The sequence below is a fragment of the Dyella sp. 01L423 genome, from assembly GCF_056399945.1.
Window position 1 is genome coordinate 16,822 of record NZ_JBFTSI010000012.1, and the last position, 24,677, is coordinate 41,498.

Sequence of the window (24,677 nt, forward strand, 5' to 3'; positions counted from 1 at the left end):
ACATTCCCCACAGAGTTATCCACAGACTTCCCCACCGCATCGCAGCACGGCGGCGCGCGACGCGGGAGCCGGCTCGACCGGCCCTGGTCTGATAGGATTAGGGGTTCCATCGCCGTCAGACACTTACCGTGAAAGAACAGCTGCGCGAACTGCTGCTGCAGGCCATCCGTACCCTGCAGAATGAGGCCACCCTGCCCGCCGACCTCGAAGTGCCCCACTTCGTGATCGAGCGTACGCGCAGCCGCGATCATGGTGACTTTGCCGCCAACGCGGCGATGCTGCTGGCCAAGCCGGCCCGCACCAAGCCGCGCGAGCTAGCCGAAAAGCTGGTCGCGGCGCTGCCGGCCAATGGGCTGGTGGGCAAGGTCGAGATTGCCGGCCCGGGCTTCATCAATTTCTTCCTGGCGCCGGGCGCCTACCACGCCGAAGTGGGCCAAGTGCTCGCCGAGGGCAACGCCTACGGCCGCAGCAACACCGGCAAGGGCGTGACGGCCGGCGTGGAATTCGTCTCCGCCAATCCGACCGGCCCGCTGCACGTGGGCCACGGCCGTAACGCCGTGCTGGGCGACTGCATCGCCCGCGTGCTCGACGCCACCGGCTGGAAGGTGAGGCGGGAGTTCTACTACAACGACGCCGGCGTGCAGATCCACAATCTGGCCGTGTCGACCCAGGCGCGCGTGCGCGGCCTGACGCCGGACGACGCCGGCTGGCCGGAAGACGGCTACCGCGGCGACTACATCGCCGACGTGGCGAAGTCCTACCTCAACGGCGACACGGTCGAAGTGGAAGGCCATGCGGTCACCGGCGCCAAGGATCCTGACGATCTAGAAGCGATCCGTCACTTTGCCGTGGCCTACCTGCGCCGCGAGCAGAACCTGGACCTTGCGGCGTTCGGCGTCGGCTTCGACGTCTACTACCTCGAGTCCTCGCTCTACAACGACGGCAAGGTCGAAGAGACCGTGCGCGAGCTGGTCGCCCACGGCCATACCTACGAGGACGGCGGCGCGCTGTGGCTGCGCTCCACCGACTACGGTGACGACAAAGACCGCGTGATGCGCAAGTCCGACGGCACCTACACCTATTTCGTGCCGGACGTGGCCTACCACATGACCAAGTGGCAGCGCGGCTACGTGAACGCGGTAACCGTGCTGGGTTCCGATCACCACGGCTCGCTGGCGCGCGTGAAGGCGGGCCTGCAGGCGCTGGACACCGGTATTCCCAAGGGTTACCCGAACTACGTGCTGTACCAGATGGTGACAGTGATGCGCGGCGGCGAAGAGGTGAAACTCTCCAAGCGCGCCGGCAGCTACCTCACCCTGCGCGACCTCATCGAAGAAGCCGGCCGCGACGCGACCCGCTACTTCCTGATCGCGCGCAAGGCCGATTCGCAGCTGGTGTTCGACATTGACCTGGCCCGCTCGCAGAGCAACGACAACCCGGTGTACTACATCCAGTACGCCCACGCCCGCGTCTGCCGCGTGCTGGAAGAGCTGGCCGAGCGTGGCCTGCCGCCGGTGGACGCGAAGGCCAGCGTCGCCCAGCTGTCGCGGCTGGACACCGAACACGAGCAGGCGCTGTTCACCGAGCTGTCGCGCTACGCCGAAGTGGTGGAGGCGGCTGCGGCCAATCTGGAACCTCACCTGATCGCGCAATATCTGCGCGAACTCGCCGGCTCGCTTCACAGTTACTATCACGAGCACAAATGGATCGTGGACGACGCCGAGTTGCGCAATGCGCGCATCACGCTGGTGCTCGCCACGCGCCAGGTCATACGCAACGGTTTGGATTTGCTGGGACTCAGTGCCCCGGAGAAGATGTAAATGGCAGCACGCAAGGGCAAGGGTCGACAGGCCGTCCGCAATAACAGCGGTGGCATGCCGGGCTGGGGTTGGGCGGTTATCGGCATCCTGATCGGTGCCGTGCTGATGTTCGCCATGCGCGGCCATCTGCCGATGGCGCCGCGCGCCGGCGACGGCCCGCAACCCAATGCCCAGGCCACGGCGCAGCGCGGCAGCGATGCCGGCGCCGCCGGCACGGAATCCACCTCCGCCACCGATGCCGCGCCCGCCGCGAAGAAGCCGCAATACGACTTCTACTCGGTGTTGTCGGAGAAGGAAGTGCGCATCCCCGATGCGGTGATCAGCGCGCAGGCCAAGGCCGAACAGCAGCAGAAGCAGCAAGCTGCCCAGCAGGCGGCCGCGCAGCAGCAGGCTCAGGCCGCTGCGCAGAAGCCGGCGCCGGGTCCGGCCGCCGTCGCCGAAGCCATCACGCCTGCGCCGGAATCCGCGGTGCATGCACCGGCGCCCGCGCCGACTGCGGCAGCTGCTCCAGCCGCCAGTGGTTACCTGCTGCAGGTCGGCGCCTTCCCCAGCCCGTCCGATGCCGAAACGCTGAAGGCCAAGCTCGCCATGCAGGGCTTCGTCGCCAACGTGTCGCCGGTGAACGTCAACGGCCAGACCTACAACCGGGTACGCCTGGGTCCGTTCCATTCGGCCACCGAGTTGGAATCGGCCAAGCAGCGTTTGACCTCGGCGGGGATCAACGCGATTGCGCTGAAGGAAGGCAGATAAGCCTGATCTTGCAACGCAGCCAAAAAAAGCCGCGCAATGAGCGGCTTTTTTTATGTGCGTGTATTTGTGGGAGCGCACCCAGTGCGCGACGGTCTCGATACAACGTGGCGCCGTCGCGCACAGGGTGCGCTCCCACAGTCGTCCTAATCAGCCCTTACGCTTGAGCCTGATCAAACCAGAAATGTCGTCATCGCCATGGCCCTGCTTCATCAGCTCGGCATAGTCGGCGAGCGAGCGTTCGATCACGCTGCGGTTGGTGCCGGCTTTCTCGGCGATACCGCGGACGATGCCCAGGTCCTTGTGCAACAGGCCCAGCTTGAAGCCGACACTGAATTCGTTGCGCAGCATGGTGGCGCCGCGCTTTTCGAGGAACCAGTTGCCGGCCGCGCCTGCGCCTAGCGTGGGAAGCAGACGCTCCGGATCGAGACCGAGCGCTTCGGCCAGGGCGAGGCCTTCGCAGACGCCCTGGGCAATGCCTGCCACGAGCACCTGGTTGACTGCCTTGGTGGCTTGGCCGGCGCCAACGTCGCCCAGGTGGGTGACGCGCAAGGCATACGCTTCCAGCACCGGGCGCGCACGTTCGAGCACGTCGGCCGCGCCGCCGACCATCACGGAAAGCTTGCCGTTCTTTGCACCTTCCACGCCGCCCGATACCGGTGCGTCGAGGAATTGCGCGCCAACGGTGGCCAGCTTGGCGGCGGCTTGCTTGGCCGTATCGGGCGCCACGGTGGAGTGATCCACCACGATTGCGCCCTTCCTCAGATGCGGCAGGAGTGCATCGACCGTGGAGAGCACGTCGGCATCGGCGGTGACGCATAGCGCGATCACATCGCACTGTGCCGCGATCTCCGCCAGCGACGGCGCGAGGACGCCAAGCTCCTTGGCCACCGCATCGGCATTGGCCTGGGTGCGGCTGGCGACCGCGTGCAACAGGCCGTGGGCTTTCAGATGACCGGCCATCGGCGTGCCCATGGCGCCGAGTCCGATGAATGCTGCCTTGAGACTCATGAGTGTTCCTGGGTTTTCAATCTTCGCAGTGTACGTCGTGCGTAATGAAGGGGTGTTCGGGCGTTGGTCGTTCGAACCACTCCGGTTCGTCGAGCGTGCACAACATGTCGTCCATGCCGCTGGTCCAGTGCAGCCGCATGCTGTCGACGCTGAACTCGTAATCCTTGTAGTGCCCTTCGTACGGCTTGTTTCGGTAGATGAGGTGGAACAGGTTGATCAGCGCACCACTGGCGTGGACCTCGGCCTGTTTGTAGGCGAGATGGTTGCGTTGGTCTTCCGGCACCAGCTTCATCAGATCGTGAAGTATGCGTTGTTGGCGCTGCCGCTGCGCCATGTATTCGGTGATGAGTCGCGTGCGGCTGGAATACTGGATGTCCTTGGAACGCGTGGTGACTTCGGCGAGGTCGCGCGGCAGTTCGCCGCGAGCGCTCCACAGATCCACCTGGAAAACCAGCGAATCGCGACAGGCCGGATCCGATAGCACCTTGTACAACGGCGTGTTGGACACCATGCCGCCATCCCAGTAGAACTCGCCGTCGACTTCGATGGCCGGGAACCCGGGAGGCAGCGCACCCGACGCCATGAAATGCTCGACGCGCAAACTCCCTTCGGTGTTGTCGAAGTAGGCAAAATTGCCGGTACGTATGTTGACGGCGCCCACCGAGACACGCATCGATGTCTTGTGATTGATGCGGTCGAAATCGACCAGGCGTTCCAGCGTGGTCTTCAACGGCGCCGTGTCGTACCAGCTCGCCGAGGCAGGCGATGCCCGCCACGGCATCAAGGGAAACGGGCGCGGCGTGAAGAAGCCGGGTTGTCCCTCGGTCAATGCGCGCAGCGCGGCCAGGCCGCTCAGGCCGTTTTGCCAGGGAAGTTCCCATGCGGCCGGGTCCAGCGGTGGCGTGAACCAGGCGGGGAACAACTGCGGCCGGGTAATGCTCTCCCAGAACTCGCGCAGGCGTTCCACTCGGTGTTCCGGCGCGTTGCCGGCGATGATCGCCGCGTTCAATGCACCAATGGAGATGCCCGCGACCCAGTTCGGATGCAGGCCCGCCTGGTCCAAGGCCTCATAGACACCGGCCTGATAGGCACCCAGCGCGCCACCACCCTGCAGCACCAGCGCGATCGTCTGGTACTTCTGGTGGTGCTCCTGCAGCAGGTTGAGCGCGGCAGTCTTGTCGCTCGCGGATTTCTTTCGGACGTCCATACGAATAAGCCTCGACTCACTCGGCCAGATAATCGTGTACCACGGTGCCCAGGTCGAGCGTCAGGTCCGTGATGAAGTGCAGGGCCGATTCCACCTTCAATACCGGCAGGTCGGCCACCGGCGCCAACGCATGCGGATGCAGCTCCAGCGAACCGGGCCCAGTCCATGCGCCCTTGAGCGTCACGTTGGTGGTGAAGTAGCGGACCAGTTCGCAGATGCGCGGCGTGCCGTCCACATGCGGGATGATCTTAAGCAGATAGTTGGGCGCCGCCAACGAGGCCAGCACGGCCTGATGGTCGGCCTCGCGGTGCTTGAAGCCCATGGTGGCCTTGGCTACGCGCACCTTGCCGTAATCGAGTGTGCCGACCAGCGTGTCGATCTCGGTGTCCAGCTGCGGGCTGGCCAGTTTTTTCGGAAAGCCCCACAGCTCGCGCCCGCCGGCGATCGGCGGGTGGTCATTCAAATACATCGAATGCACGTAGCCGCCATGCTGGCCCTGGAAGCTGACCGGGATCACCTGTCCCGATTCGGTGTAATCGCCGAATCCAGTGGAATCCGGCATGCGGATGAATTCGTACTTGACCAGCGGCTCGGTGACTTCCAGCGGCTCGGGCACCACCGCGCGCAAGGCGTCCAGGTCGGTGCGATAAGTGATGACAAGGAATTCGCGATTGACGAAACGATAAGGACCCACGGGAAACGCGGGGCTCGTCAACGGCATGGCGAAAGCATTGGCTTTCACGTCGGCAATCTTCATGGCAAGGCTCCGGACAGATCGCCACGCGCGGCTCTTGGCGGCGCGTGGCGCAGTATCGACCCACTGCATTGGCGCCCGCCCGGCGTAACCGGGAGGGTCACCGCGATTACTGCATGTACCAGCCGTGGCTGACCACGATCGATTGTCCCGTGAGCGCGGCCGACGGGAAGCTGGCCAGATACAGCGCGGTCTGCGCGATGTCTTCCACCGTGGTGAAGACGCCGTCGACGGTGTCCTTGAGCATCACGTTCTTGATCACCTCGCCTTCGCTGATGCCCAGCTCTTTCGCCTGCTCGGGGATCTGCTTTTCTACCAGCGGGGTGCGTACGAAGCCCGGGCAGATCACGTGCGAGCGCACGTTGTGCGAGGCGCCTTCCTTTGCCAGCGTGCGCGCCAGGCCCAGCAGGCCGTGCTTGGCGGTGACGTAGGCGGACTTGAGCTTGGAGGCTTCGTGCGAATGCACCGAGCCCATGTAGATGACGGTGCCACCGCGGTCGTCCTTGTACATGTGCTTGAGCGCGGCCTTGGTGGTGAGGAAACCGCCATCGAGATGGATGGCCAGCATCTTTTTCCAGTCGGCGAAGGCGAACTGCTCGATCGGATTGATGATCTGCACGCCAGCGTTGGAAATGAGAATGTCCAGATGGCCAAACGCAGCAACCACTTTGTCGGTGCCGGCGTTGACGGCGTCTTCGCTGGTCACGTCCATCGCAATGCCGATGGCCTTGCCGCCCGCCGCATTGATCTCGTTGGCCGCTGCATCGGCCGCTTGCTGGTTGATGTCGGCGATGCCGACCGCCGCACCATTCTTCGCGTAAAGCTCGGCGATTGCCTTGCCTAGCCCACTGGCCGCGCCAGTGATGAGTGCCACCTTGCCGTCGAGACTTGCCATAACCACTCCTGTCGATGGGGAACGGGGAAAGCAGAAACGGTTGTCAGGCTGGAAGCCTGTGCCGCTTGGAACGACACAGGCTGTCACAGCTCAAGGGTGCTCATCCATGCGACGAATGGACAGCTTGAAACGCGGATTCACCCGTTCGTCATTCCTGCGAGGAGCTTCACAACAGCGAAGCTGGTCAAGCAGGAATCCAGTGACTTGCGCGCGCCGCAGAAGAGGCGCTGGATCCCTGCTTTCGCAGGGATGACGAACGTGGAGCTGTCTGCGTCCTATCGCCTCAGCGCACACCTTCCGACAGATAGGTATAGCCGGTGAGACCTTCATTCAATGTGACAAACAACTGCTCCGCTGCAGCGCCTTCGACACCGGCCGCCGCGATACGTTCGCGATAGCTGCGTCGCAGGGCTTCCAGGTCGTAGCCGACGTAGTCGAGCATCAGGTCGGTGGTGTCCCCGCGGCGCTTGTGCGCGAAAACATACGAATCGCCATCGACGCGCACGTTCACTGCGTCGGTGTCGCCGAACAGGTTGTGAATGTCGCCCAGCGTTTCCTGGTATGCACCGACCATGAAGATGCCGAGGCGATAGCTCTCGTCTTCCTTCAGTGCGTGCAGCGGCAGGCTGACGTCTACGCCTTCGGCATCGACGTAGTCATCGATGCGGCCATCGGAATCGCAGGTGAGATCGACGATCACGCCGCGGCGCGTAGGCTCCTCGTCCAGTCGCGCGATCGGCGCGATCGGGAAGATCTGGTCGATGGCCCAGATGTCCGGTACCGATTCGAATACCGAGAAATTGGCGAAGTACTTGTCGACCAGCTTCTCGTCCAGTTCATCCATGGCCTGGCGATGCGAACGCTCCGCCGGCAGCAGGCGCGTGCGCACGGCATTGGCGATGGCGTAATACATGTCGTCCAAATGCGCGCGGTGTTCGAGGTTCAGCTGGCCCAACGCGTACAAGGTCTGGCCTTCGGCGAGATGGTGCTGGGCTTCATGGAACAGTTCCAGCGCGGGACGCGTGTCGAGCTCGGCCCAGGTTTCGCGCAGGCGGCGCAGCACGGCAGGTTCGTGGTCGTGCGCGTCAGGGATATTGCCCTCGGGCACCGGCTCCACCTCGGTCACGTTCACTACCATCACGGCATGGTGCGCGGTCATCGCGCGGCCGGCCTCAGTGATGATGTGCGGCGCGGGCAGGTTTTCTTCCGCCACCGCTTCGGCGAGCGACTGCACGATGGTGGAGGCGTACTGTTCGATCGAGTAGTTGATCGAATTGTGGCTGCGCGAACGCGAGCCTTCGTAATCCACGCCCAGGCCGCCGCCGACGTCGACGATGTCCAGCGGCACGCCCATGCGCTTCAGTTCCACGAAGTAGCGCGTGGCTTCGCGCATGCCGTTGGCGATGTCACGCACGTTGGAAATCTGCGAGCCCATGTGGAAGTGCTGCAGCTTCAGCGTGTGCTTGAGCTGGGCCTGGTCCAGGCGTTCCACCAGGGTGAGCACCTGGCTGGGCGACAGGCCGAACTTGCCCTTGTCGCCGCCGGTGTTTTGCCACTTGCCGGCGCCAATGGAAGCCAGTCGCACGCGTACGCCGAGCAGGGGCTCGACGTTGAGCGCCTTCGCTTCGGTGAACACGTGATCGAGTTCGGAAAGTTTTTCGATCACGATGTGCACGCGCAGGCCCAGCTTGAGGCCGATCAGCGCGAGACGGATGTATTCGCGATCCTTGTAGCCATTGCAGATCACGATGCTGCCCGGGCGCGCCATCGCCAGCACCGCCATCAGCTCGGGCTTGGAGCCGGCTTCGAGGCCAAAGCCATGTTCGCCCGCGGCCACCAGCTCACCGGCCACGCCGCGCTGCTGGTTCACCTTGATCGGATAGACGGCCGTATACCCGCCCGTGTAGTTCCATTCGCCGATGGCCTTGGCGAAGGCCTCCCGCAAGCGCTTCAAACGATCGGCGAGGATGTCGGGGAAACGCACGAGCAGCGGCAGGCGCAGGCCTTCCGAACGAGCGCGATCCACGATCGCCGGCAGCGAAAGCGCCGGGCCGGTGGCGCCCTTGGGACGCATCACGATATGGCCGGCTTCGTTGATGTCGACGTAGCCGTCGCCCCAGTGCGGGACGGCGTAGGTATGACGGGCAGCGTCGATGTTCCAGTGCTTCGACATGGAGGGTTCCTTATGCAACGGGCGTGTAACACCCTGAACATGTCGTCGCAGCGGCGAGCCTTGACGAAACAAAGTCAGCCGGGCCGGAAGCCTCGCACGCCGCGGGGCCGCGGCTGACTCGTAAAAAGGCCGGCCATCCAAGCCGTCATTCCAGCGAAAGCTGGAATCCAGTGCCTTTGGGCACCCTGCGAAAGTCGCTGGATCCCAGCTTTCGCTGGGATGACGACCATTCCGGTCGGCGCTTCTTTAGAACCGCCAGCAGCTTGGCGCGACGGTTCGGACGGCTATTGTAACGGGCTCTTGTGACAATGTCCGATCACCCGGGACCGCCTCTGCGACCCCGTTCGGCTACAATTACGGATTCTTTGAATCCATCTTTTCGTCAGGAACATCCCCATGTCGCAGCATCCCAGCTGGTTCACCGAAGCCCACCAGGCCTCCGGCTCCTCCATCGGCTACCGCGTGGAGAAGCTGCTGCACGCCGAGAAAACGCCGTTCCAGACCATCGAGATCTACCAGACCACCGACTGGGGCAACCTGATGGTGATCGACGGCTGCGTGATGCTGACCAGCCGCGACAATTTCCTCTATCACGAAATGATGACGCACCCGGCCCTGTTCACCCATGCGCGCGCCAAGCGCGTGGTGATCATCGGCGGCGGCGACTGCGGCACGCTGCGTGAAGTGCTCAAGCACGAGGAAGTGGAGCACGCCGTCCAGGTGGAAATCGACGAGCGCGTGACGCGCCTGGCCGAGCAGTATTTCCCGGAGCTGTGCGAGTCCAACAACGATCCGCGCGCCGAGCTGCTGTTCATCGACGGCATCAAGTACATGGCCGAAGCCGAGCCCGAATCGCTCGACCTGATCATCGTGGACTCGACCGATCCGGTCGGCCCGGCTGAGGGCCTGTTCAACGCGGCCTTCTACAGCAGCTGCTACAAGGCCCTGCGCCACGGCGGCATCCTGGTGCAGCAGTCCGAGTCGCCGATCGCGCACCTGGAACTGATCAAGTCCATGCGCTCGGCCATGCGCACCGCCGGCTTCAGCGCCGTGAAGACCCTGCCGTTCCCGCAGCCGTGCTACCCCACCGGCTGGTGGAGCTGCACCATGGTCCGCAAGGGCGGCGATCTGGCCGGCTTCCGCGAGCGCGGCGCGCTGAGCAAGAACTTCCCGACCCGCTACTACAACGCCGATATCCACAAGGCGGCGCTGGCCCAGCCGGAATTCATGCGCGAAGCGCTGGGCGAATAAGTTCTACCGGTTCCCCGAACCCGGTGCGGCAACGCACCGGGTTTTTTCGTTTCTGGGCCCTGCTCAGAACAGGGTCTGGCGCGCCTTGGGCATGAATACCAGCACCAGCGTGGCCAGCGGCCCGAGCACCAGGGACAGCAGGAACCACAGCAGGCCGCTGCGGTTCTTGCCCTGGGCGAGGCCCGCATTGATCAACGCCAGCGTGCCCCAGCCCACGAACCAGGGCGCCGCACGGCCGTCGGCCAAAAAGGAAATATCGTTCACGTGGTTTTCTCCTGTGCTGCGCAGGATGACGTATCACCCCGGGGCGTCGCGAAGCGGCCATGCTAGCAAGCTGGGACGCATTCTCCCGCCCATCGCGTCCAGCGGATCAGGCGAGCTTAATCCTTGGACGTTATCCTGATTGTTGGCTCAGTGTAAGGACTACTCGATGCTTGGACGGCGCTTTTTCACCTTTGCCCTGCTGCTGGCCGCGGCTTCCGGCCCGGTTTTGGCGGCCAAGGCCCCCGCAAAAACGCCGCCCGCCGCCACGGATGCCTCGTCGCCCGCCCGCCGCCAGGCCCTGCTGCAATACCAGAAGGACCTGGTCAGCGTGACCGCCCCGCAGGCCGACCCTATCCCGCTGATGGGCGCCGCCCTGCTTGCCCGGCCCCTGTCCGACCAGCCCGATTTCAACAGCTACCACACCCTGATCGACCGGGCTGCTGCCGCGCAGGGCGCCGGTCCGGAGATCAGCTGGGCCCGCCTGAGCGACTGCGACGCCAAGGCCTCGGACTGCCCCAATGCCGACGCGCTGGCCAAACTGGTGCAGCAGGCGCCGGACAATGCGGCCGTGTGGCTGCTCAAGCTGGGCCAGGACCTGCGCGACGGCAAGAACGACGACGCCCGCCAGGACTTGGCCAAGGCTGCCGCGGCCAAGGTTTATGACGATTACGCCGGGGCGACGCTGAAGGCGTTGTCGAGCACGGTAACCGTGCTGCCGCCGCCCACCAACGTGGTGGGACCGCTGTCGGCCACCAATGGCGCCGACGTGCAGCTGACCCTGGTATTCGGTCTGGCCGAAGGCCAGCCGCAGCCTGCCCTCCAGGCCACCGCGCGCCTTTGCGAAGAGAACGCCGACAAACCCCAGATCAAGGCGGATTGCCTGACCCTGGGCAAGCTACTGGAATGGGGCTCCAGCCCGCTGGCCCGTTCCCTGGGGCTGCACCTGCGCGAGGTATTGGCCGAGGATGCCTCCCAGCAGGAAGACGCCAAGCGCCTGCGCCGCAACCTGGTGTGGCAGGTGCAGAGCTTCTCCCAGCTCTCCGTACGCGCCAAGGGCGATACGGCCGTGGCCCAGCATCTGCTCAAGCTCGCCCGTTCTGGCGGCACCCAGATGAGCTTGGTGCTCACCGCCCTGCATGACTACAACATGCCCGTCGACGCGCCGTCCGACTGGGAGCCGGGCAAGGCCGGCTGATCGCCACGCCGATCCAGGCAACGCCAGCCCCGCCGAACGACACTCACTGCTTGCATCCGCGCCCCGGCCATCGTGTAGGCTGGGGCCCGGCTTGGACACTGGGGCGGCATCATGCTGACGGTACTGGTAGCAAGCAGCAAAGGCGGTTGTGGCAAGAGCACGCTGGTCACGCAATTGGCCTCGCACTGGGCGCAGGATGGCAAGCACACCGCCATCGTCGACGCCGACCGGCAGAAGTCGGGATTCCGCTGGGCAGCCAATCGCCCGGACAACGTCCCCGGCGTTCTGGCCGTGGAAGGCGGCCGCCGCTCGATGGAGAAACTCCCTCCCGACACGCAGCGCGTACTCATCGATACGCCGGCCGGCTCGCAGGAAAAAGACCTGGAGCCCTATCTGGAGAAAGCCGACATCGTGCTGGTGCCGGTGCTGCCGTCAACCTTTGACCTCGATGCCACGTTCGGCTTTCTCGAGGAACTCAAGCAGATCAATCGCGTCAAACGAGGCAAGTTGCCGGTCGGCCTGGTCGGCAACCGCCTCAAGCCGTGGACCAACGCCAGCCAGGACGCCATGTCGCAGCTGTCCGAGCAGGCGCCGTTTCCGCTGGTGGCGCAGTTGCGTGACAGCCAGGCCTATGTGCTGCTGACGGCGCTGGGCAAGGGGATCTTCGATTACGGGTCGGAAAACGTGCGTAGCCATCAGGAGGACTGGAAACATCTGCTCCGCTGGATCAAGCGCCAGCACTGATTGGGCTAACCGTGATCCGGTGCGGCCAAACGGTGCTCTGTTCTGCTCAGCGAGGGTGGCATGATGTCCAGCAAGTCGGCGAGGTGGGAGGCGCGGCGTGGCGCAGGCGGTTGGCCTGGGCCGGTCGAGCATCGCGACCCGCGGGCCAACGGAAGCAGTGGCCCAGTCACTGCGTAGTACAGCGTATTCCCAGGAGCCAACCATGCACGAACTCATCCTGTTGCGTCACGCCGAAGCTCAGCCGGCTCCCACCGGCGGCGACGACCACAGCCGGCGCCTGAGCGGACGCGGGGAGCAGGAAGCCAAGGCCGCCGGCAAATGGCTGGCATCGCACGGCGTGAAGCCCGACCGCGTGCTGTGTTCGCCCTCCGAACGTACGCGTGCCACGGCGGCGCTGGCGCTGTCCGCCTACCCCTACGTCCCGGTCACCGAGTTTGCCGACGACATCTACGACGCCACGCCCGGCGAACTGCTGGCCCTGCTGGACCAGCACGGCGATGCCGGCACGGTGGTCCTGGTCGGCCACAATCCCGGCATCGAACGGCTAGTGGCGCTGCTGGTCGAAGGCCGTTCCGACGAATTCCGCGGCATGCCGCCCGCGGCCCTGGCGGTGCTTCATCTCGATGGCGCACTTGAACCCGGCAACGCCCGCCTGGATGCTTTCTGGTCCCCATGAGTTTGCCGTACGTCAGCTGCTGTCTTGTGCTGTTGTTGCTCACCCTGCTGCCGGCACAAGCAGCGGATTACCGCATTGATCCCGCCCGCTCGCACGCCGATTTCGGCGTGAAGCTGTTCTGGCTGACCCAGCTCAACGGCCGCTTCCAGGAGATCGACGGCGACGTCACGCTCAGCAGCCTGCATGACACCGCCGTCGTCGACGCCCATATCACGGTGGAGAGCATCCACATGAACTCCGACCGCATCCGCCGCTGGGTGCTGGCGCCGGAGTTTTTCGATGCGTCGCGTTTTCCTTCGATCCATTTCGTGTCCGAACCGATCTCGCTCGCCATGCTGGAAAAAGGCGGCGACCTAGATGGCGAGCTGACCATGCGCGGCGTCACCAAGCCTGCGCATTTCGAGGTACTGCCCTCGCACTGCCCGCTCGACTTGCCGCAGCAATGCGTGATCTCGGTGCGCGGCACCATCCAGCGCAGCGATTTCGGCATGAGCAACCACCGCACGGCCATTTCGGACCAGGTGCAACTGGGCATGATGATTAGTCTGGATTACGCCGCGCGTTCAGCCAACACTGACTGAGTACGCCGCGGTCTCCCGTATCATCGCGGCATGCGCCAACGCTGGATCGCCGTCTCCTTTGTGCTTGTAGCGATCCTGATCCTGTCGGGATGCAGCGTCTCGCCCTCGCGCATCCGGCGCGCCGACGACGCCGTCGCCGCGGGCGTGGAGCGCCAGCTCAATTGCGGCCATCCCGATCATTGCGCCATCGCTTCGCCGCTGCTCGATGCCGCGCACCAGGCGATCAGCGATTCCACGCCTGATGAGCCGGTGCATGTGGTCACCCTGCTCAACGACAGCGAGGCGGCGATGGTGGCGCGCCTCAACCTGATCCGCGCCGCCCAGCACAGCATCGATGTGCAGACCTACATCTGGGACCAGGACGATGCCGGCCAACTGGTGCTGGACGAACTGATCAAGGCCGCGCGCCGCGGCGTGAAGGTGCGCATCCTGGCTGACCAGTTGTTCTCCTTCGGCGACCCCGTGCTGCTGGAACGGCTGGCCACGGTGCACGAGAACCTCCAGGTGCGCCTGTACAACCCGACGTTCCATGAGGCGCAGACTTCGGTCGTGGAATTCAGCGCCAGCATCGTGTGCTGCTTCATGACGTTCAACCAGCGCATGCACAACAAGCTGCTGCTGGTGGACGACGCGATCGGCATCACCGGTGGTCGCAACTACCAGGACCGCTATTTCGACTGGGACGACGACTTCGATTATGTCGATCGCGACGTGATGGTGGGCGGGCCGGCCGCACGCGAAATGGCCTCGAGCTTTGACACCTTCTGGAACCACAAGCGCTCCACGCCGCTCACTCACTTGCGCGACGTCAACCGCTACCTGCTTGACGACATCCATCCTGGCCCCCTGCCGGGCCCGCACTACGCGCATCCGCAGCGCGTGGCGCGCGTGGTGGAGGAAGCCGGCGATGCCGACTGGATCGACGACGTGCTGGTGTCCGACACCTTGCGCACTGGCCGTGTCGATTACTTCAGCGATCTCCCGGCGAAGACCGACGAACCCGGCAAGCGCAGCGCCCACGAGTTCACCACGCATCTCATGCGCATGGTCGGGTCGGCGCAGCACGAGGTGGTGTTGCAGACGCCGTACCTAGTGATGAGCGATCGGGCCAAGGCGATCTTCGAACGACTGCATCAGGGCGACTCGCCGCCGCGCATCGTGGTGTCGACCAACTCCCTCGCTTCAACCGATGCCTTCGCGGTGTATGCGCTCTCGTACAAGCACCGCAAGCGTTACCTCAAGGATTTCGGTTTCGAGATCTACGAGATGAAGCCGCATGCGGCAGGCCCGGCCGAAGACAACGCCGATGCGGCCGCCGACGAAGGCCCGCAGCCGGCCGCGCAAGGCGGCGCGCAGGTGCGCCATCGGGTCGGCACGGAGCGCGGCCTGCTCGGCAGTCGCAGCAGCGCGCGGCGCAACCGTCCGGCGCCGCTGACCACGACCGGTCGCCGCTTCGGCCTGCACGCCAAGTCGCTGGTGGTCGACGACGACTTCGCCATGGTCGGCTCGCACAATTTCGATCCCCGCTCGGACCACTACAACACCGAAGCGGGCGTGATCGTTTACGACGCCCGCTTTGCCAGCGAATTGCGCGACAGCATCCTGCGCGATACGCAGCCGGAGAATGCATGGGTGATCGCCAAGCGCGAGCAGAGCAGCCTGAGCATGGCGATCGGCGATTTCTCCGCCAGCCTACCGATCTTCGACCTGTGGCCGTACCGCTACGCCACCAGCTATGACCTCAAGGCCGGTTGCATACCGATGCGGCCGAGCGACCCGGCCTTTCTCAGCTGCTACACGCCGGTGGGCGATTTCCCCGATGTCGATGTGTCGCCGAAGTTGATCTATACGCGGCTGATTACGGCGTTTGGTGCGGGCGTGCAGGGCGTGCTGTAGCGTCGGTCTTTACCTGTGGGAGCGCACCCTGTGCGCGACAACCCCACTACGAGGCAACCATCGATGCCGCAGTCGCGCACAGGGTGCGCTCCCACAAGGGGCGGCGTTGCCTGGACTTGTCGATACACGCCCGAAAACAGCGTGCAGGGCGTGCTGCAACCCGGAACCTCTTTTTTGTAGGAGCGCACCCTGTGCGCGACAACCCCACCGCGCGGCGAACATCGAGGCCGCGGTCGCGCACAGGGTGCGCTCCTACAAGGTTGGCGATGCCGGGGTGTCGTCGAAGCGCATGACCAATTGCCCGATCAGGCCGTTGGGATGATCGCCGGGTACGGCGAAGCGCCAGTTCGTCGCCGTGCGCAGAGCTCGATCGTCGAGCCCTGCGTTGCCGCTGGATTCGGCGACCGCAGCGTGGCCCACGCGACCTTCGCCATCGATGGTGAGCTGCAACACCACGCGCCCGCTGATGAAGACAGCCCGCTTCAGCCATGGCGTCGCCAGCGGCGGCATATCGACAGGTGTGAGCGTGGGCAGATCGTCGGCGGTTCGTGCGGCGGCGGTCAGCAGACGCGTACGCGCCATGGCCGTGGGAGCTAGGGGTTCACGCGCGGCCGGTGCGCGCGCATGACGACGCAACACCCGGCGGACTTTGTCGTTGCGGGCAGACGATGCGCCCGTTGGGCCCTGCCAGTCGCCGGTGAACGTGCTGAGCCATGCCGTACCCGCCACGCCGATCGCCAGCGCGAGCAGGCTCAGGCTGACGGTGGTGCGCAGTCGAAACATCGCGATGAGCGGGCCGAGCGGATCGCTCAGCGTTCGAGGATGGCGGTGACGCCCATGCCGCCGGCGGTGCAGATGGAGATCAGACCGCGCCCCGAACCTTTTTGCTCGAGCAGCTTGGCCAGCGTGGCGACGACACGCGCACCGGTGGCCGCAAACGGATGACCGGCGGCGAGGCTGGAACCGTTGACGTTGAGCTTGGCCGGATCGATCGCGCCCAGCGGCTGGTCGAGGCCGAGACGGTTCTTGCAGTACTCCGCGCTTTCCCACGCACGCAGCGTGCACAGCACCTGGGCGGCGAACGCCTCGTGGATTTCGTAGAAGTCGAAGTCCTGCAGGCTGAGTCCATGGCGCGCCAGCATGCGCGGCACGGCCACGGTGGGCGCCATCAGCAGGCCTTCGCCATGCACGAAATCGACCGCGGCCACTTCCGCATCGCGGAACCACGCCTGTACGGTCAGGCCGCGCTTGCTTGCCCACTCCTCGGTGCCCAGCAGCACAGCGGCGGCGCCATCGGACAGACCCGTGGAATTGCCTGCGGTGAGCGTGCCATGCCCGGAGCTCTTGTCGAACGCCGGTTTGAGCGAGCCGAGTTTCTCCAGCGTGCTATCCGGACGCAGGAAACCGTCGCGCTTCAAGCCGCGGAACGGCACCACCAGATCCTCGAAGAAGCCGGCGTCATAAGCCGCGGCGAGCTTGCGGTGGCTGTCCAGCGCCAGCTGATCCTGCGCCTGGCGCGCGATGTGCCACTCCTTGGCCATCTTCTCGCAGTGGTCGCCCATCGACATGCCAGTGCGCGGCTCGGCCACGCCGGGGAACGCCGGCTTGAGTTCCTTCAGCGAAAAACCTTGCGTGGCAGTGCGCAGCTTTTCCTGCCAGGTCTTGGCGCGATTGACCGCCAGCAGCCGCTTGCGCAGGCGCTCGCCCAGCACGATGGGGACGTCGCTGGTGGTATCCGAGCCGCCCGCAATGCCCGCTTCGATCTGCCCGGTGGCGATCTTGTTGGCGATGATGATGGCGTTGTCCAGCGAGGTTCCGCAGGCGCGGGCCGTGGTAATGCCGGGCGTGGTGGGCGCCAGTCCCGAGGACAGCACCGCTTCGCGCGCCAGGTTCCATTCCGAAGCGTGCTTGATCACCGCGCCCATGGCCACTTCGCCCAGCTCCACGCCGTGCAGGCCATAGCGTTCCACCAGGGCCCCAAGCACTTTGACCGACATGCCGAAGTTGCCGACGTCGGTGTAGGCGGTGTTATTGCGGCAGAACGGGATACGTACACCGCCGATCACACCGACGCGCTTGAGCGTGTTTTCCATGGCTGGAACAGTCCGAAGAGCCGAGTCGTCAAGGCTAACCCGCCCCGGCATGCCAAGAAAGTCCAAAATGCCTCAAATGCTAGAATCCAGTTCTTTGCTGTTCGGGTTCGTCAACCGTGGAAGCACAAACACTCGTCGCCCTCCCCGTGGTCCTCGCGCTGGAGCTCTCCGCGGGTGACTCGCCCTCGCACCGTACGCTGAGCCGCGATGAGGCCGCCGAACTGGCCGCGCTGGTCGCCGCCGACCTGCATACGCTGGTACCCCAGGTGGACGAGGCCCGCCTCGCCCTGGCCGGCGCCTTGTTCGACGCGGTGGAACTGCTGCGCCCGGGCTTCCCGGTGTGGACCACGCTGGACGAGCTCGCCCGCCGCGTGCCGCGCGGTCATCTGGAGAACGTGGTGGCCTTCGGCACCCACGAGGGCCACATGCCTGCCCAGCCGCTCGAACCGGAGGCCGCCTTCGCCGATGGCCCGATGCGCCTGCTGCCGATTTCGCTGCTGGCACCCGAGGCGCTGGCCGAGAGTCTCTCGGAAAAGCTTGAAGTGGAACTGGTGGGCCGCGGTGAAGCCGGCGCCCGGACGGCGGACTGGTTGATGCGCACGTTTGGCGTGCAGCTCGAACACGCGCGCTATCTGAGCCGCAACGACCTGCTCGCGCTCACCTGCGTGCAGTACGAACACGTGAACCTCGCACCGCTATGGAGCCTGCTCGAGGCCGCCCTGCTGACGCCTTATCGCGATGAAAGCACGCTGAGTGCGCGCGGCCTGGCGCTGCGCTATCACCAGGGCAAGGTCGAAGTGCAATCGCCTGCCGACTGGTTGCGCAGCCAGCCGATGGATCCGAATCAGCGCGCCCATGATTTCGCCGGTGCGGTATTCGAACTGCGCCAATACGCCGCACTGCTCGATGCGCATCACGTGCCGCTGGTGTTTGCCGATGGCGAGCCCGGCTCGGGCTACTTGCTCGAAACCTTCGGTAGTGCCGATGCCGGTTACGACGCACCGATGCTTTATGCGCACGAAGCACCCGGTCTCGGTGTGGTGGCGGTGACGCTGGCGCAGCGTGGCGACGGCGGCCGTGCCCGCGTGCTGGCGCACGGCTATCCGCTGCATCCCAAGGCCTTGGGTCCGCTGGTGACCGAGTTGGCGCAGCGCCATAGTGTGTCCGCCGATTTGCATGCGCTGGGCTGCATCCTGCTCGACGCCGATGGCCAGCTCGGCGCTCCCGCCCAGGCCTTGCACTGAACGCTGGCGCATTGGAGTTCAGCAAGGACCCTGCACAGCCGGCCTCAGTTGGCGCATGATGCGCTGACAAGGCGCGGGGGGTGCGCCAGCGGGCCGAACCGAAGATGCGCGAAACCGATCACGAGTTCGTCCCAGCAGGAGGCGAGGCACATTGGCCCGCCCACGTGCTGGATGGCGCGCCCGCTCTGATCACCTATGTGGATCGCGATCGGCGTTTTCGATTCGTCAACGCCACCCATCGCACCTGGCTGGGTATCGATCCTGCACGCATGATGGGCCGCACCGTCGACGAAGTCATCGGCATGTGGAATCTGGAACGCGCCGGCGCCTGTCTTGAACAAGCCCTGGCCGGCGAGCCTGCCGTCTACGAAGGCGAACTGTTTGCCGGCGCCGCGCGCTGCTATGTGCACGGCAACTTCCAGCCGGACGTGGACGACGAGGGCCACGTGCGCGGCGTGTTCACCGTGTTCACCGACATCACCGCGCGACATGCGCTGGAACTGCAGCTGCGCGAAAGCGAGCAGCGCTTCTTCGGTGCGTTCCAGCATGCACCAATCGGCATGGCGCTGGTCACCACCGAAGGCCAGATGCTCCGCGTCAACGCCGCGCTGTGCGACATGCTGGGCTATAGCGAACAGGAACTGCTGACGCGCGCCCTGCCCGACCTAACCCACGTCGACGACCTGCCCGCCTCGCGCGAACTGTCCCTCTCACTACGGGAGGGCCGGCGCGAGACGTATCAATTGGAGAAGCGCTACATCCACCGCGACGGTCATGTGGTGTACGTGCTGCTCAGCGTTTCGCTGGTGCGTGCGATCAATGGCGAGCCGTATCACGCTGTCGCGCAAATCCTCGACATCAGCCAGCGCAAGTCCTATGAGGAAGCCCTGTTCCGCGAACGCGAGCTGGCCGAAGTGACCTTGCGTTCCATCGGCGACGCGGTGATCACCACGGATCTGCGGCATTGCGTGACCTCGCTCAACCCGATCGCCGAGGCGATGACCGGATGGAGCCAGGCCGAAGCGGTCGGCAAGCCGATGAGCGAAGTGTTCCGCCTGATCGACAGCCGCACGCGCGAACCACTGCACAGCCCTCTGCTCGACGCCATCACGCGCGACGCCATCGTGGAACTGAAAGGCAATGCGGTGCTGCTGCATCGCAATGGCTTCGAAACGCCGATCGAAGATTCCGCCGCATCGATCCACGACCATGCCGGCAGCGTGATCGGCGGCGTGCTGGTGTTCCACGACGTGAGCGAAACGCGCGCGCTGGCGCTGAAGATGGCGCACCTGGCGCAGCACGACACGCTCACCGGCCTGCCCAACCGCAGCCTGCTGCAGTCGCGGCTGGAACAGGTGCTGGCAGCCGCGGTGCGCCGTCATGACGAAGCCGCGCTGCTGCATATCGACATCGACCACTTCAAGCTGATCAACGACGCGCTCGGCCACACGGCCGGCGACGATCTGCTGCGTGCGTTTGCCGCGCACCTGCGCCATCACCTGCGCAACGAAGACACCGTCAGCCGCATCGGCGGCGATGAGTTCGTGGTGCTGCTTTCGCACGTGGACGGCCGCTCCGGCGCGAGCCAGCTGTGCGAGAAGCTTATGCGCCTGTGGCAGGCCTCGCCGGCCAGCAAGATGGGAGAGTTCAACATCACCTATAGCGTGGGCATCAGCGTTTATCCCGACGATGCCCTCGATGCCGAAGCGATGCTGCGCAACGCCGACATCGCCATGTACGAAGTGAAGATGAAGGGTCGCAACGACTATCGCTTCTTCACCTCGCAGATGAGCGAGCTGCCGGCGGCGCGCCTGCGCATCGAGCAGGATCTGCGCAAGGCGCTCAAGCGCGGCGACCTGCATCTGCACTACCAGCCCAAGGTCGATGCGCGCACCGGCGTCATCGTCGGCGCCGAGGCGCTGTTGCGCTGGCAGGTGGAAGGCCGCGACGTGTACATGCCGGACCAGTTCATCCCGGTGGCGGAAGAAAGCGGCCTGATCGTGCCCATCGGCGAATGGGTGATCCGCCAGGCCTGTCGCCAGGCCGGTGCGTGGCATCGCGCCGGCAGGCCCATCGTGGTGGCGGTGAACGTCGCCGCGCCGCAGTTCCAGCACCCCGGTTTTCACGCCACGCTCAAGAGCGCGCTGGAAGACGCGCAGCTGCCGCCATCGCTGATCGAGCTGGAGCTGACCGAGCGCATGGTGATGTCCGCCGGCGACCAGAGCCGGGCGCTGATGCAGGGCATCAAGGATCTTGGCGTCAGCCTGGCGCTGGACGACTTCGGCACCGGCTATTGCAGCCTGTCCTACCTGAAGTATTTCCCCATCGACGCACTGAAGATCGACCGCACCTTCGTGCGCGACATCGCCACCGATGCGGACAATGCCGCCATCACCGACGCCATCATCACCATGGCGCGCGGCCTGGACATGAGCGTGGTGGCGGAAGGCGTGGAGACCGCGGCGCAAGCGGAACATCTGCGCCGCGCCGGCTGCTCACTGCTGCAGGGCTTCCTGTTCGGCACCGCGATACCGCCAGAGCAGTTCAGCCAACAACTGCTGCCCGCCTAAACCACACCGCGCCCCTTGTAGGAGCGCACCCTGTGCGCGACCAGCCCCTCAAAACTCCGCTTCATACATAAAGTAATGACACCGCTCCATGCCCAGCCCCGCATAGGTGCGCTGCGCCCGCTGATTCTCCGTCTCCACATACAAACGCAAACCGACAGCGCCAGCCTGCCCCGCACGCTGCTTCGCATCGTCGTAAAGGCTGCGAAACACCCCTTCCCTTCGCGCCGATTCCACCACGTAGACGCTCTGGATCCACCAGAAATCACCCGCGCGCCAGTCGCTCCATTCGTAGGTCACCAACAGGCAACCGACCGGCTCGCCGGCGCGTTCGGCCACCAGGTAAAACCCGCGCCGCGGTTCGTCGAACACCGCCGTCACGCCACGCCCGATCACGGCCGGCGATAGCGCTTTCTGCTCGGTTTCCCACGCCATGGCCGTATTCCACTGCGCAATGTGCGCGATGTCGTCGCGGCTGGCGATGCGTATCTCGATGCTCATGCGGGATCTCTCACGGCTTGGCGGGCCCGCGCGTGCGTAACGCGCCGAGCTTGCGGGTCAAGGTATTGCGGCCAACGCCGAGCGCGGCGGCCGCGTGCTGGCGATGGCCTTCGTGCGCTTCGAGCGCAACTTGCAGCAAGGTCTGGTCGAGCGCTGCCCGGGCACGCGTGTGGATGTCGACCTCGCCATCGGCCAAGGCTTGCGTCACCCATTCGCGCAAGGCATCGGTCCAGCCGCCGGCCGAACTGTTCGCGGCGCCCGCCCCCAGATCCGAGGGAAGAATCTCGTTGCCCGGCGCAATCACCGCCAGCCGACGGCACAGGTTTTCCAGCTCGCGTACGTTGCCCGGAAAATCGCGTTGCGCCACTGCCTTGAGCGCAGCCTTGGAGAAGCGCTTGGGCGCGAGATGCAGTTCCTGTGCGGCACTGGCGAGGAAGTGCCGCGCCAGCAGCGGGATATCGGTGCGGCGCTGGCGCAACGGCGGCAGTTCGATGCGCACCACATCAAGGCGATGCTTCAGGTCGGCGCGGAACTGACCGGCGGCGACACGCGCATCCAGGTCCTGGTGGGTGGCGGCGATGATGCGCACGTTGCCGCGTATCAACTCGCGGCCACCCACGCGATAGAACTCGCCGCCCGCCAGGACGCGCAGCAGACGCGTCTGCAGAGCCAGCGGCATATCGCCGATTTCATCGAGAAACAGCGTGCCGCCTTCGGCCTGCTCGAAGCGACCGGCATGGCGGCGCGTGGCGCCAGTGAAGGCACCTGCCTCGTGGCCGAACAATTCGCTTTCCAACAGTTCGCTGGGAATCGCCGCCGTGTTGAGCGCCACGAAAGGCTTGCCGCGGCGCGCGCTTTCGTCATGCAGCGCACGCGCCACCAGTTCCTTGCCGGTGCCGGTTTCGCCGGTGATCAGCACGTTGAGATCGCTCGCTGCCACGCGACCGATCAGGCGAAACACTTCGCGCATGGCCGGGCTATCGCCCAGCAAGGCATGGGTTGGCGCGGGTGTCGTTTCGGGCGCCGTCGCCGCGGTTGGCAGATCGGCCAGCGCACGTTGTACGGCAGCGACCGCCTGATCGAGATCGAACGGCTTGGCCAGATAGTCCACGGCGCCAGCGCGATAGGCCGCCGCCGTGGTCGCCACATCGGTAAAAGCGCTCATCACGATCACCGGGCCCAAGCCTTGTGCCTTCAGCGCGGCGATCAGGGCCAGACCACCCTCGCCCGGCATACGTACGTCGGTGAGCAACAAGGCGGGCGAGGACGAGCGCAGTGCTTCGCGTACGGCCTCCGCGTCGCCAAACTCGCGCACGTTGAGGCCGGCGTCGCGCAGCGCTTCGGCGAGCACGAAGCGCACGCCGCGATCATCGTCCGCAATCCAGATCTCGTGGGCTGATTCAGTCATGCGCGTGCCCCATGGGCAGATAAAGAGAGAACGTGGTTTCGCCTGTGCGATCCACATGGCGCAGCTCGCCACCGTGTTCACGCGCGATCTCCCGCGCAAGCGCCAGACCAAGCCCACTGCCATCGGCGCGACCGGACACCAGCGGTTCGAACAAGGTATCGCGCAGATGCTCGGGTACGCCCGGGCCGTCATCGACCACATCGACGCGCAGCGCCATGCGGGCCATGCGTTCGCCCAGCCGTACCGATGGTTCGGCGCGCGTGCGGAACAACACGGTTTTCGCGCCCGCTTCAACGGCGTTGCGCGCCAGGTTGAGCAGCAACTGCAACAGGCGGTCGGCGTCGCCGTAGATATCCGGCAGGCTCGGGTCGTAGTCGTGGCGAAGCGTCGGAGGCGAGGGCTCGGCCAAGAGCAGGTCGCCGAGGCGCTCGAGTTGCAGGTGGATATTTACGTCGCCCAATTGCGCAGCCGCGCCGTCATGGTGCAACAGACGATTGGCCAGGGCGGCCAGCCGATCGGCTTCGGCAATCACCAGGCCGGCAAGGCTACGCAGCTGTTCGTCCTCGACCCGCCGCTGCAGCAACTGCGCCGCGCCGCGCAAACCGGCCAGAGGATTCTTCACTTCATGCGCAAACCCGCGCAACGTGGCTGAGAGCGGCGTGCCCGAGGGCGCAGGCGGTGCCAGTGCATGCACTTCGAGCAACAGCTCGCCGCTGGCGAGGCGCTGCATCGACACATCGACCCGCGCCATCTCGCCGCGCGCCGACGGTATGTCGATGCCGCGCAACTGATGCGGCGAGGGCTCCTGCAAGGCACGCTCGGCCTGCGCCATCCACTCCGGCCGATGCAACAACACCGCCAGCGATTGCCCCACGGCGCTGCGCGGACCGATATCCAGCAGCTCCGCCAAAGCCGGATTCACCCATAGCAGGCGCAGCCGCGCATCCGCCAGCGCCATCCCGGTCGCCAACGGCTCCGCCCACCCACGCGCTACCGTATCGTTCATTGCACCATCATGGACAATGCGCCGGCTTGGTGCAATGCCGCATGGGGGTGGTCGGATCGTGAGGTTGCCGGTGTTCTCAGGCCCATAGTTTGTGCAGGTCTTACAAACTTTGGCGTTTGGACCTTGAACAAACTATGCCTTTTGATTTCTTGCGCAAAAGCCCTGTAAATCAGGGTGTTACCAACCCTTTCAGGCATGCGTTTTGAGCCAAAAACGTGCAACAAGGCCCTCCGGGAGGCCGGAAAATACGCTTCAGGAGGTCTATACGCCTGGGCCTTCGGCCCAACCAATGCACCGTTCCCCAAGCAAAAGTTAATCGCTAAAAGGGCGGCATACTTCATCTTTGCATAGACGTTTCCGCATAAAAAACCCCGCGCTAAGCGGGGCTCTTCCAGGCTTCTATTAGCTCGCGAATTCTCTTTTGCGGAAGACTTCTGTTTCTTGGAAATCTACTGAGCGCCTCGTCCATCACACCTCTATCAAGGCAGCCGACAAATTGTTGATTTCCGCCGAAAACTGAGCCGGGCTTTTCATCGAAAAGTGAGCCACCCGTTTGTGCGTCAGGTTAGCTCAGGTGATAGATGAAGGTGAGGTTTAGCGCTCCTTTCCGGTGTCCGTAACGTGGTTCCTGAAGCGGTAACTGT

The 24,677-nt window shown here is 64.9% G+C and carries 21 protein-coding genes; 10 read left to right on the forward strand and 11 right to left on the reverse strand.

Annotation, left to right across the window (positions count from 1 at the left end):
• The first annotated feature begins 128 nt into the window (after window positions 1-128).
• The gene (argS, locus tag AC1DMY_RS20475) at window positions 129-1,820 is read left to right on the forward strand and encodes an arginine--tRNA ligase (RefSeq protein ID WP_477166699.1); all 1,692 of its coding nucleotides are present in this window, start codon (window positions 129-131) and stop codon (window positions 1,818-1,820) included.
• Window positions 1,821-2,570, forward strand: a complete 750-nt coding sequence (locus AC1DMY_RS20480; protein WP_477166700.1) for an SPOR domain-containing protein — start codon at window positions 1,821-1,823, stop codon at window positions 2,568-2,570. It begins immediately after the preceding gene.
• A gap of 147 nt (window positions 2,571-2,717) precedes the next feature.
• Here the strand turns inward: AC1DMY_RS20480 and AC1DMY_RS20485 are convergent, their stop codons facing one another.
• The 5 genes from AC1DMY_RS20485 to speA form a co-directional block, all read right to left on the reverse strand.
• A complete protein-coding gene (locus AC1DMY_RS20485; protein ID WP_477166701.1) occupies window positions 2,718-3,578 on the reverse strand; it encodes an NAD(P)-dependent oxidoreductase in 861 nt (286 codons plus the stop codon).
• Window positions 3,579-3,594: 16 nt separating this feature from the next.
• Window positions 3,595-4,785: a DUF3734 domain-containing protein gene (locus AC1DMY_RS20490; RefSeq protein ID WP_477166702.1), complete on the reverse strand. Its 1,191-nt coding sequence runs from the start codon at window positions 4,783-4,785 to the stop codon at window positions 3,595-3,597.
• 16 nt (window positions 4,786-4,801) lie between these two features.
• Entirely contained in the window at window positions 4,802-5,542 is a 741-nt protein-coding gene (locus AC1DMY_RS20495; protein ID WP_046971978.1) for an acetoacetate decarboxylase, read from the reverse strand.
• Between the two features lie 106 nt (window positions 5,543-5,648).
• Window positions 5,649-6,434, reverse strand: coding sequence for a 3-hydroxybutyrate dehydrogenase (locus AC1DMY_RS20500; RefSeq protein ID WP_477166703.1), 786 nt, complete (start codon window positions 6,432-6,434; stop codon window positions 5,649-5,651).
• A 283-nt stretch (window positions 6,435-6,717) separates the two neighbouring features.
• On the reverse strand, window positions 6,718-8,607 hold the full coding sequence (gene speA / locus AC1DMY_RS20505) for a biosynthetic arginine decarboxylase (RefSeq protein WP_477166704.1): 1,890 nt from the start codon (window positions 8,605-8,607) through the stop codon (window positions 6,718-6,720).
• A 396-nt stretch (window positions 8,608-9,003) separates the two neighbouring features.
• Between speA and speE the strand changes: the two genes are divergently transcribed.
• The gene (gene speE, locus AC1DMY_RS20510; protein ID WP_477166705.1) at window positions 9,004-9,858 is read left to right on the forward strand and encodes a polyamine aminopropyltransferase; all 855 of its coding nucleotides are present in this window, start codon (window positions 9,004-9,006) and stop codon (window positions 9,856-9,858) included.
• Window positions 9,859-9,921: 63 nt separating this feature from the next.
• Here the strand turns inward: speE and AC1DMY_RS20515 are convergent, their stop codons facing one another.
• A complete protein-coding gene (locus AC1DMY_RS20515; RefSeq protein WP_477166706.1) occupies window positions 9,922-10,122 on the reverse strand; it encodes an antitermination protein NusB in 201 nt (66 codons plus the stop codon).
• A gap of 166 nt (window positions 10,123-10,288) precedes the next feature.
• Between AC1DMY_RS20515 and AC1DMY_RS20520 the strand changes: the two genes are divergently transcribed.
• From AC1DMY_RS20520 to AC1DMY_RS20540, 5 genes are all read left to right on the forward strand, one after another.
• On the forward strand, window positions 10,289-11,317 hold the full coding sequence (locus AC1DMY_RS20520) for a hypothetical protein (protein ID WP_477166707.1): 1,029 nt from the start codon (window positions 10,289-10,291) through the stop codon (window positions 11,315-11,317).
• Window positions 11,318-11,428: 111 nt separating this feature from the next.
• Window positions 11,429-12,061 carry a ParA family protein gene (locus tag AC1DMY_RS20525; protein ID WP_046971972.1) on the forward strand — a complete coding sequence of 211 codons (633 nt, stop codon included), beginning with the start codon at window positions 11,429-11,431 and terminating at the stop codon, window positions 12,059-12,061.
• Between the two features lie 202 nt (window positions 12,062-12,263).
• Window positions 12,264-12,737 carry a SixA phosphatase family protein gene (locus AC1DMY_RS20530; RefSeq protein ID WP_477166708.1) on the forward strand — a complete coding sequence of 158 codons (474 nt, stop codon included), beginning with the start codon at window positions 12,264-12,266 and terminating at the stop codon, window positions 12,735-12,737.
• Window positions 12,734-13,318 (forward strand): YceI family protein, encoded by a 585-nt coding sequence (locus AC1DMY_RS20535; RefSeq protein ID WP_441601706.1) that lies wholly within the window; start codon window positions 12,734-12,736, stop codon window positions 13,316-13,318. Before AC1DMY_RS20530 ends, AC1DMY_RS20535 begins: the two co-directional genes overlap by 4 nt.
• 30 nt (window positions 13,319-13,348) lie before the next feature.
• Window positions 13,349-15,214, forward strand: a complete 1,866-nt coding sequence (locus AC1DMY_RS20540) for a phospholipase D-like domain-containing protein (protein WP_477166709.1) — start codon at window positions 13,349-13,351, stop codon at window positions 15,212-15,214.
• A 252-nt stretch (window positions 15,215-15,466) separates the two neighbouring features.
• Here the strand turns inward: AC1DMY_RS20540 and AC1DMY_RS20545 are convergent, their stop codons facing one another.
• Window positions 15,467-15,997 carry an energy transducer TonB gene (locus AC1DMY_RS20545; protein ID WP_477166710.1) on the reverse strand — a complete coding sequence of 177 codons (531 nt, stop codon included), beginning with the start codon at window positions 15,995-15,997 and terminating at the stop codon, window positions 15,467-15,469.
• Window positions 15,998-16,023: 26 nt separating this feature from the next.
• The gene (locus AC1DMY_RS20550; RefSeq protein ID WP_477166711.1) at window positions 16,024-17,307 is read right to left on the reverse strand and encodes an acetyl-CoA C-acetyltransferase; all 1,284 of its coding nucleotides are present in this window, start codon (window positions 17,305-17,307) and stop codon (window positions 16,024-16,026) included.
• A 116-nt stretch (window positions 17,308-17,423) separates the two neighbouring features.
• On the opposite strand from AC1DMY_RS20550, the gene AC1DMY_RS20555 reads away from it, so the two are divergent.
• Entirely contained in the window at window positions 17,424-18,551 is a 1,128-nt protein-coding gene (locus AC1DMY_RS20555) for a hypothetical protein (protein ID WP_477166712.1), read from the forward strand.
• 104 nt (window positions 18,552-18,655) lie between these two features.
• Window positions 18,656-21,121: a sensor domain-containing protein gene (locus AC1DMY_RS20560; RefSeq protein ID WP_477166713.1), complete on the forward strand. Its 2,466-nt coding sequence runs from the start codon at window positions 18,656-18,658 to the stop codon at window positions 21,119-21,121.
• A gap of 48 nt (window positions 21,122-21,169) precedes the next feature.
• Here the strand turns inward: AC1DMY_RS20560 and AC1DMY_RS20565 are convergent, their stop codons facing one another.
• From AC1DMY_RS20565 to AC1DMY_RS20575, 3 genes are read right to left on the reverse strand one after another with little or no spacing between them, the layout of a single operon-like run.
• Complete coding sequence (locus tag AC1DMY_RS20565) at window positions 21,170-21,619, reverse strand: N-acetyltransferase family protein (protein WP_477166714.1); 450 nt, start codon at window positions 21,617-21,619, stop codon at window positions 21,170-21,172.
• A gap of 10 nt (window positions 21,620-21,629) precedes the next feature.
• Complete coding sequence (ntrC, locus tag AC1DMY_RS20570; RefSeq protein WP_477166715.1) at window positions 21,630-23,027, reverse strand: nitrogen regulation protein NR(I); 1,398 nt, start codon at window positions 23,025-23,027, stop codon at window positions 21,630-21,632.
• On the reverse strand, window positions 23,020-24,033 hold the full coding sequence (locus AC1DMY_RS20575; protein ID WP_477166716.1) for a two-component system sensor histidine kinase NtrB: 1,014 nt from the start codon (window positions 24,031-24,033) through the stop codon (window positions 23,020-23,022). Before AC1DMY_RS20575 ends, ntrC begins: the two co-directional genes overlap by 8 nt.
• Window positions 24,034-24,677: the final 644 nt, after the last annotated feature.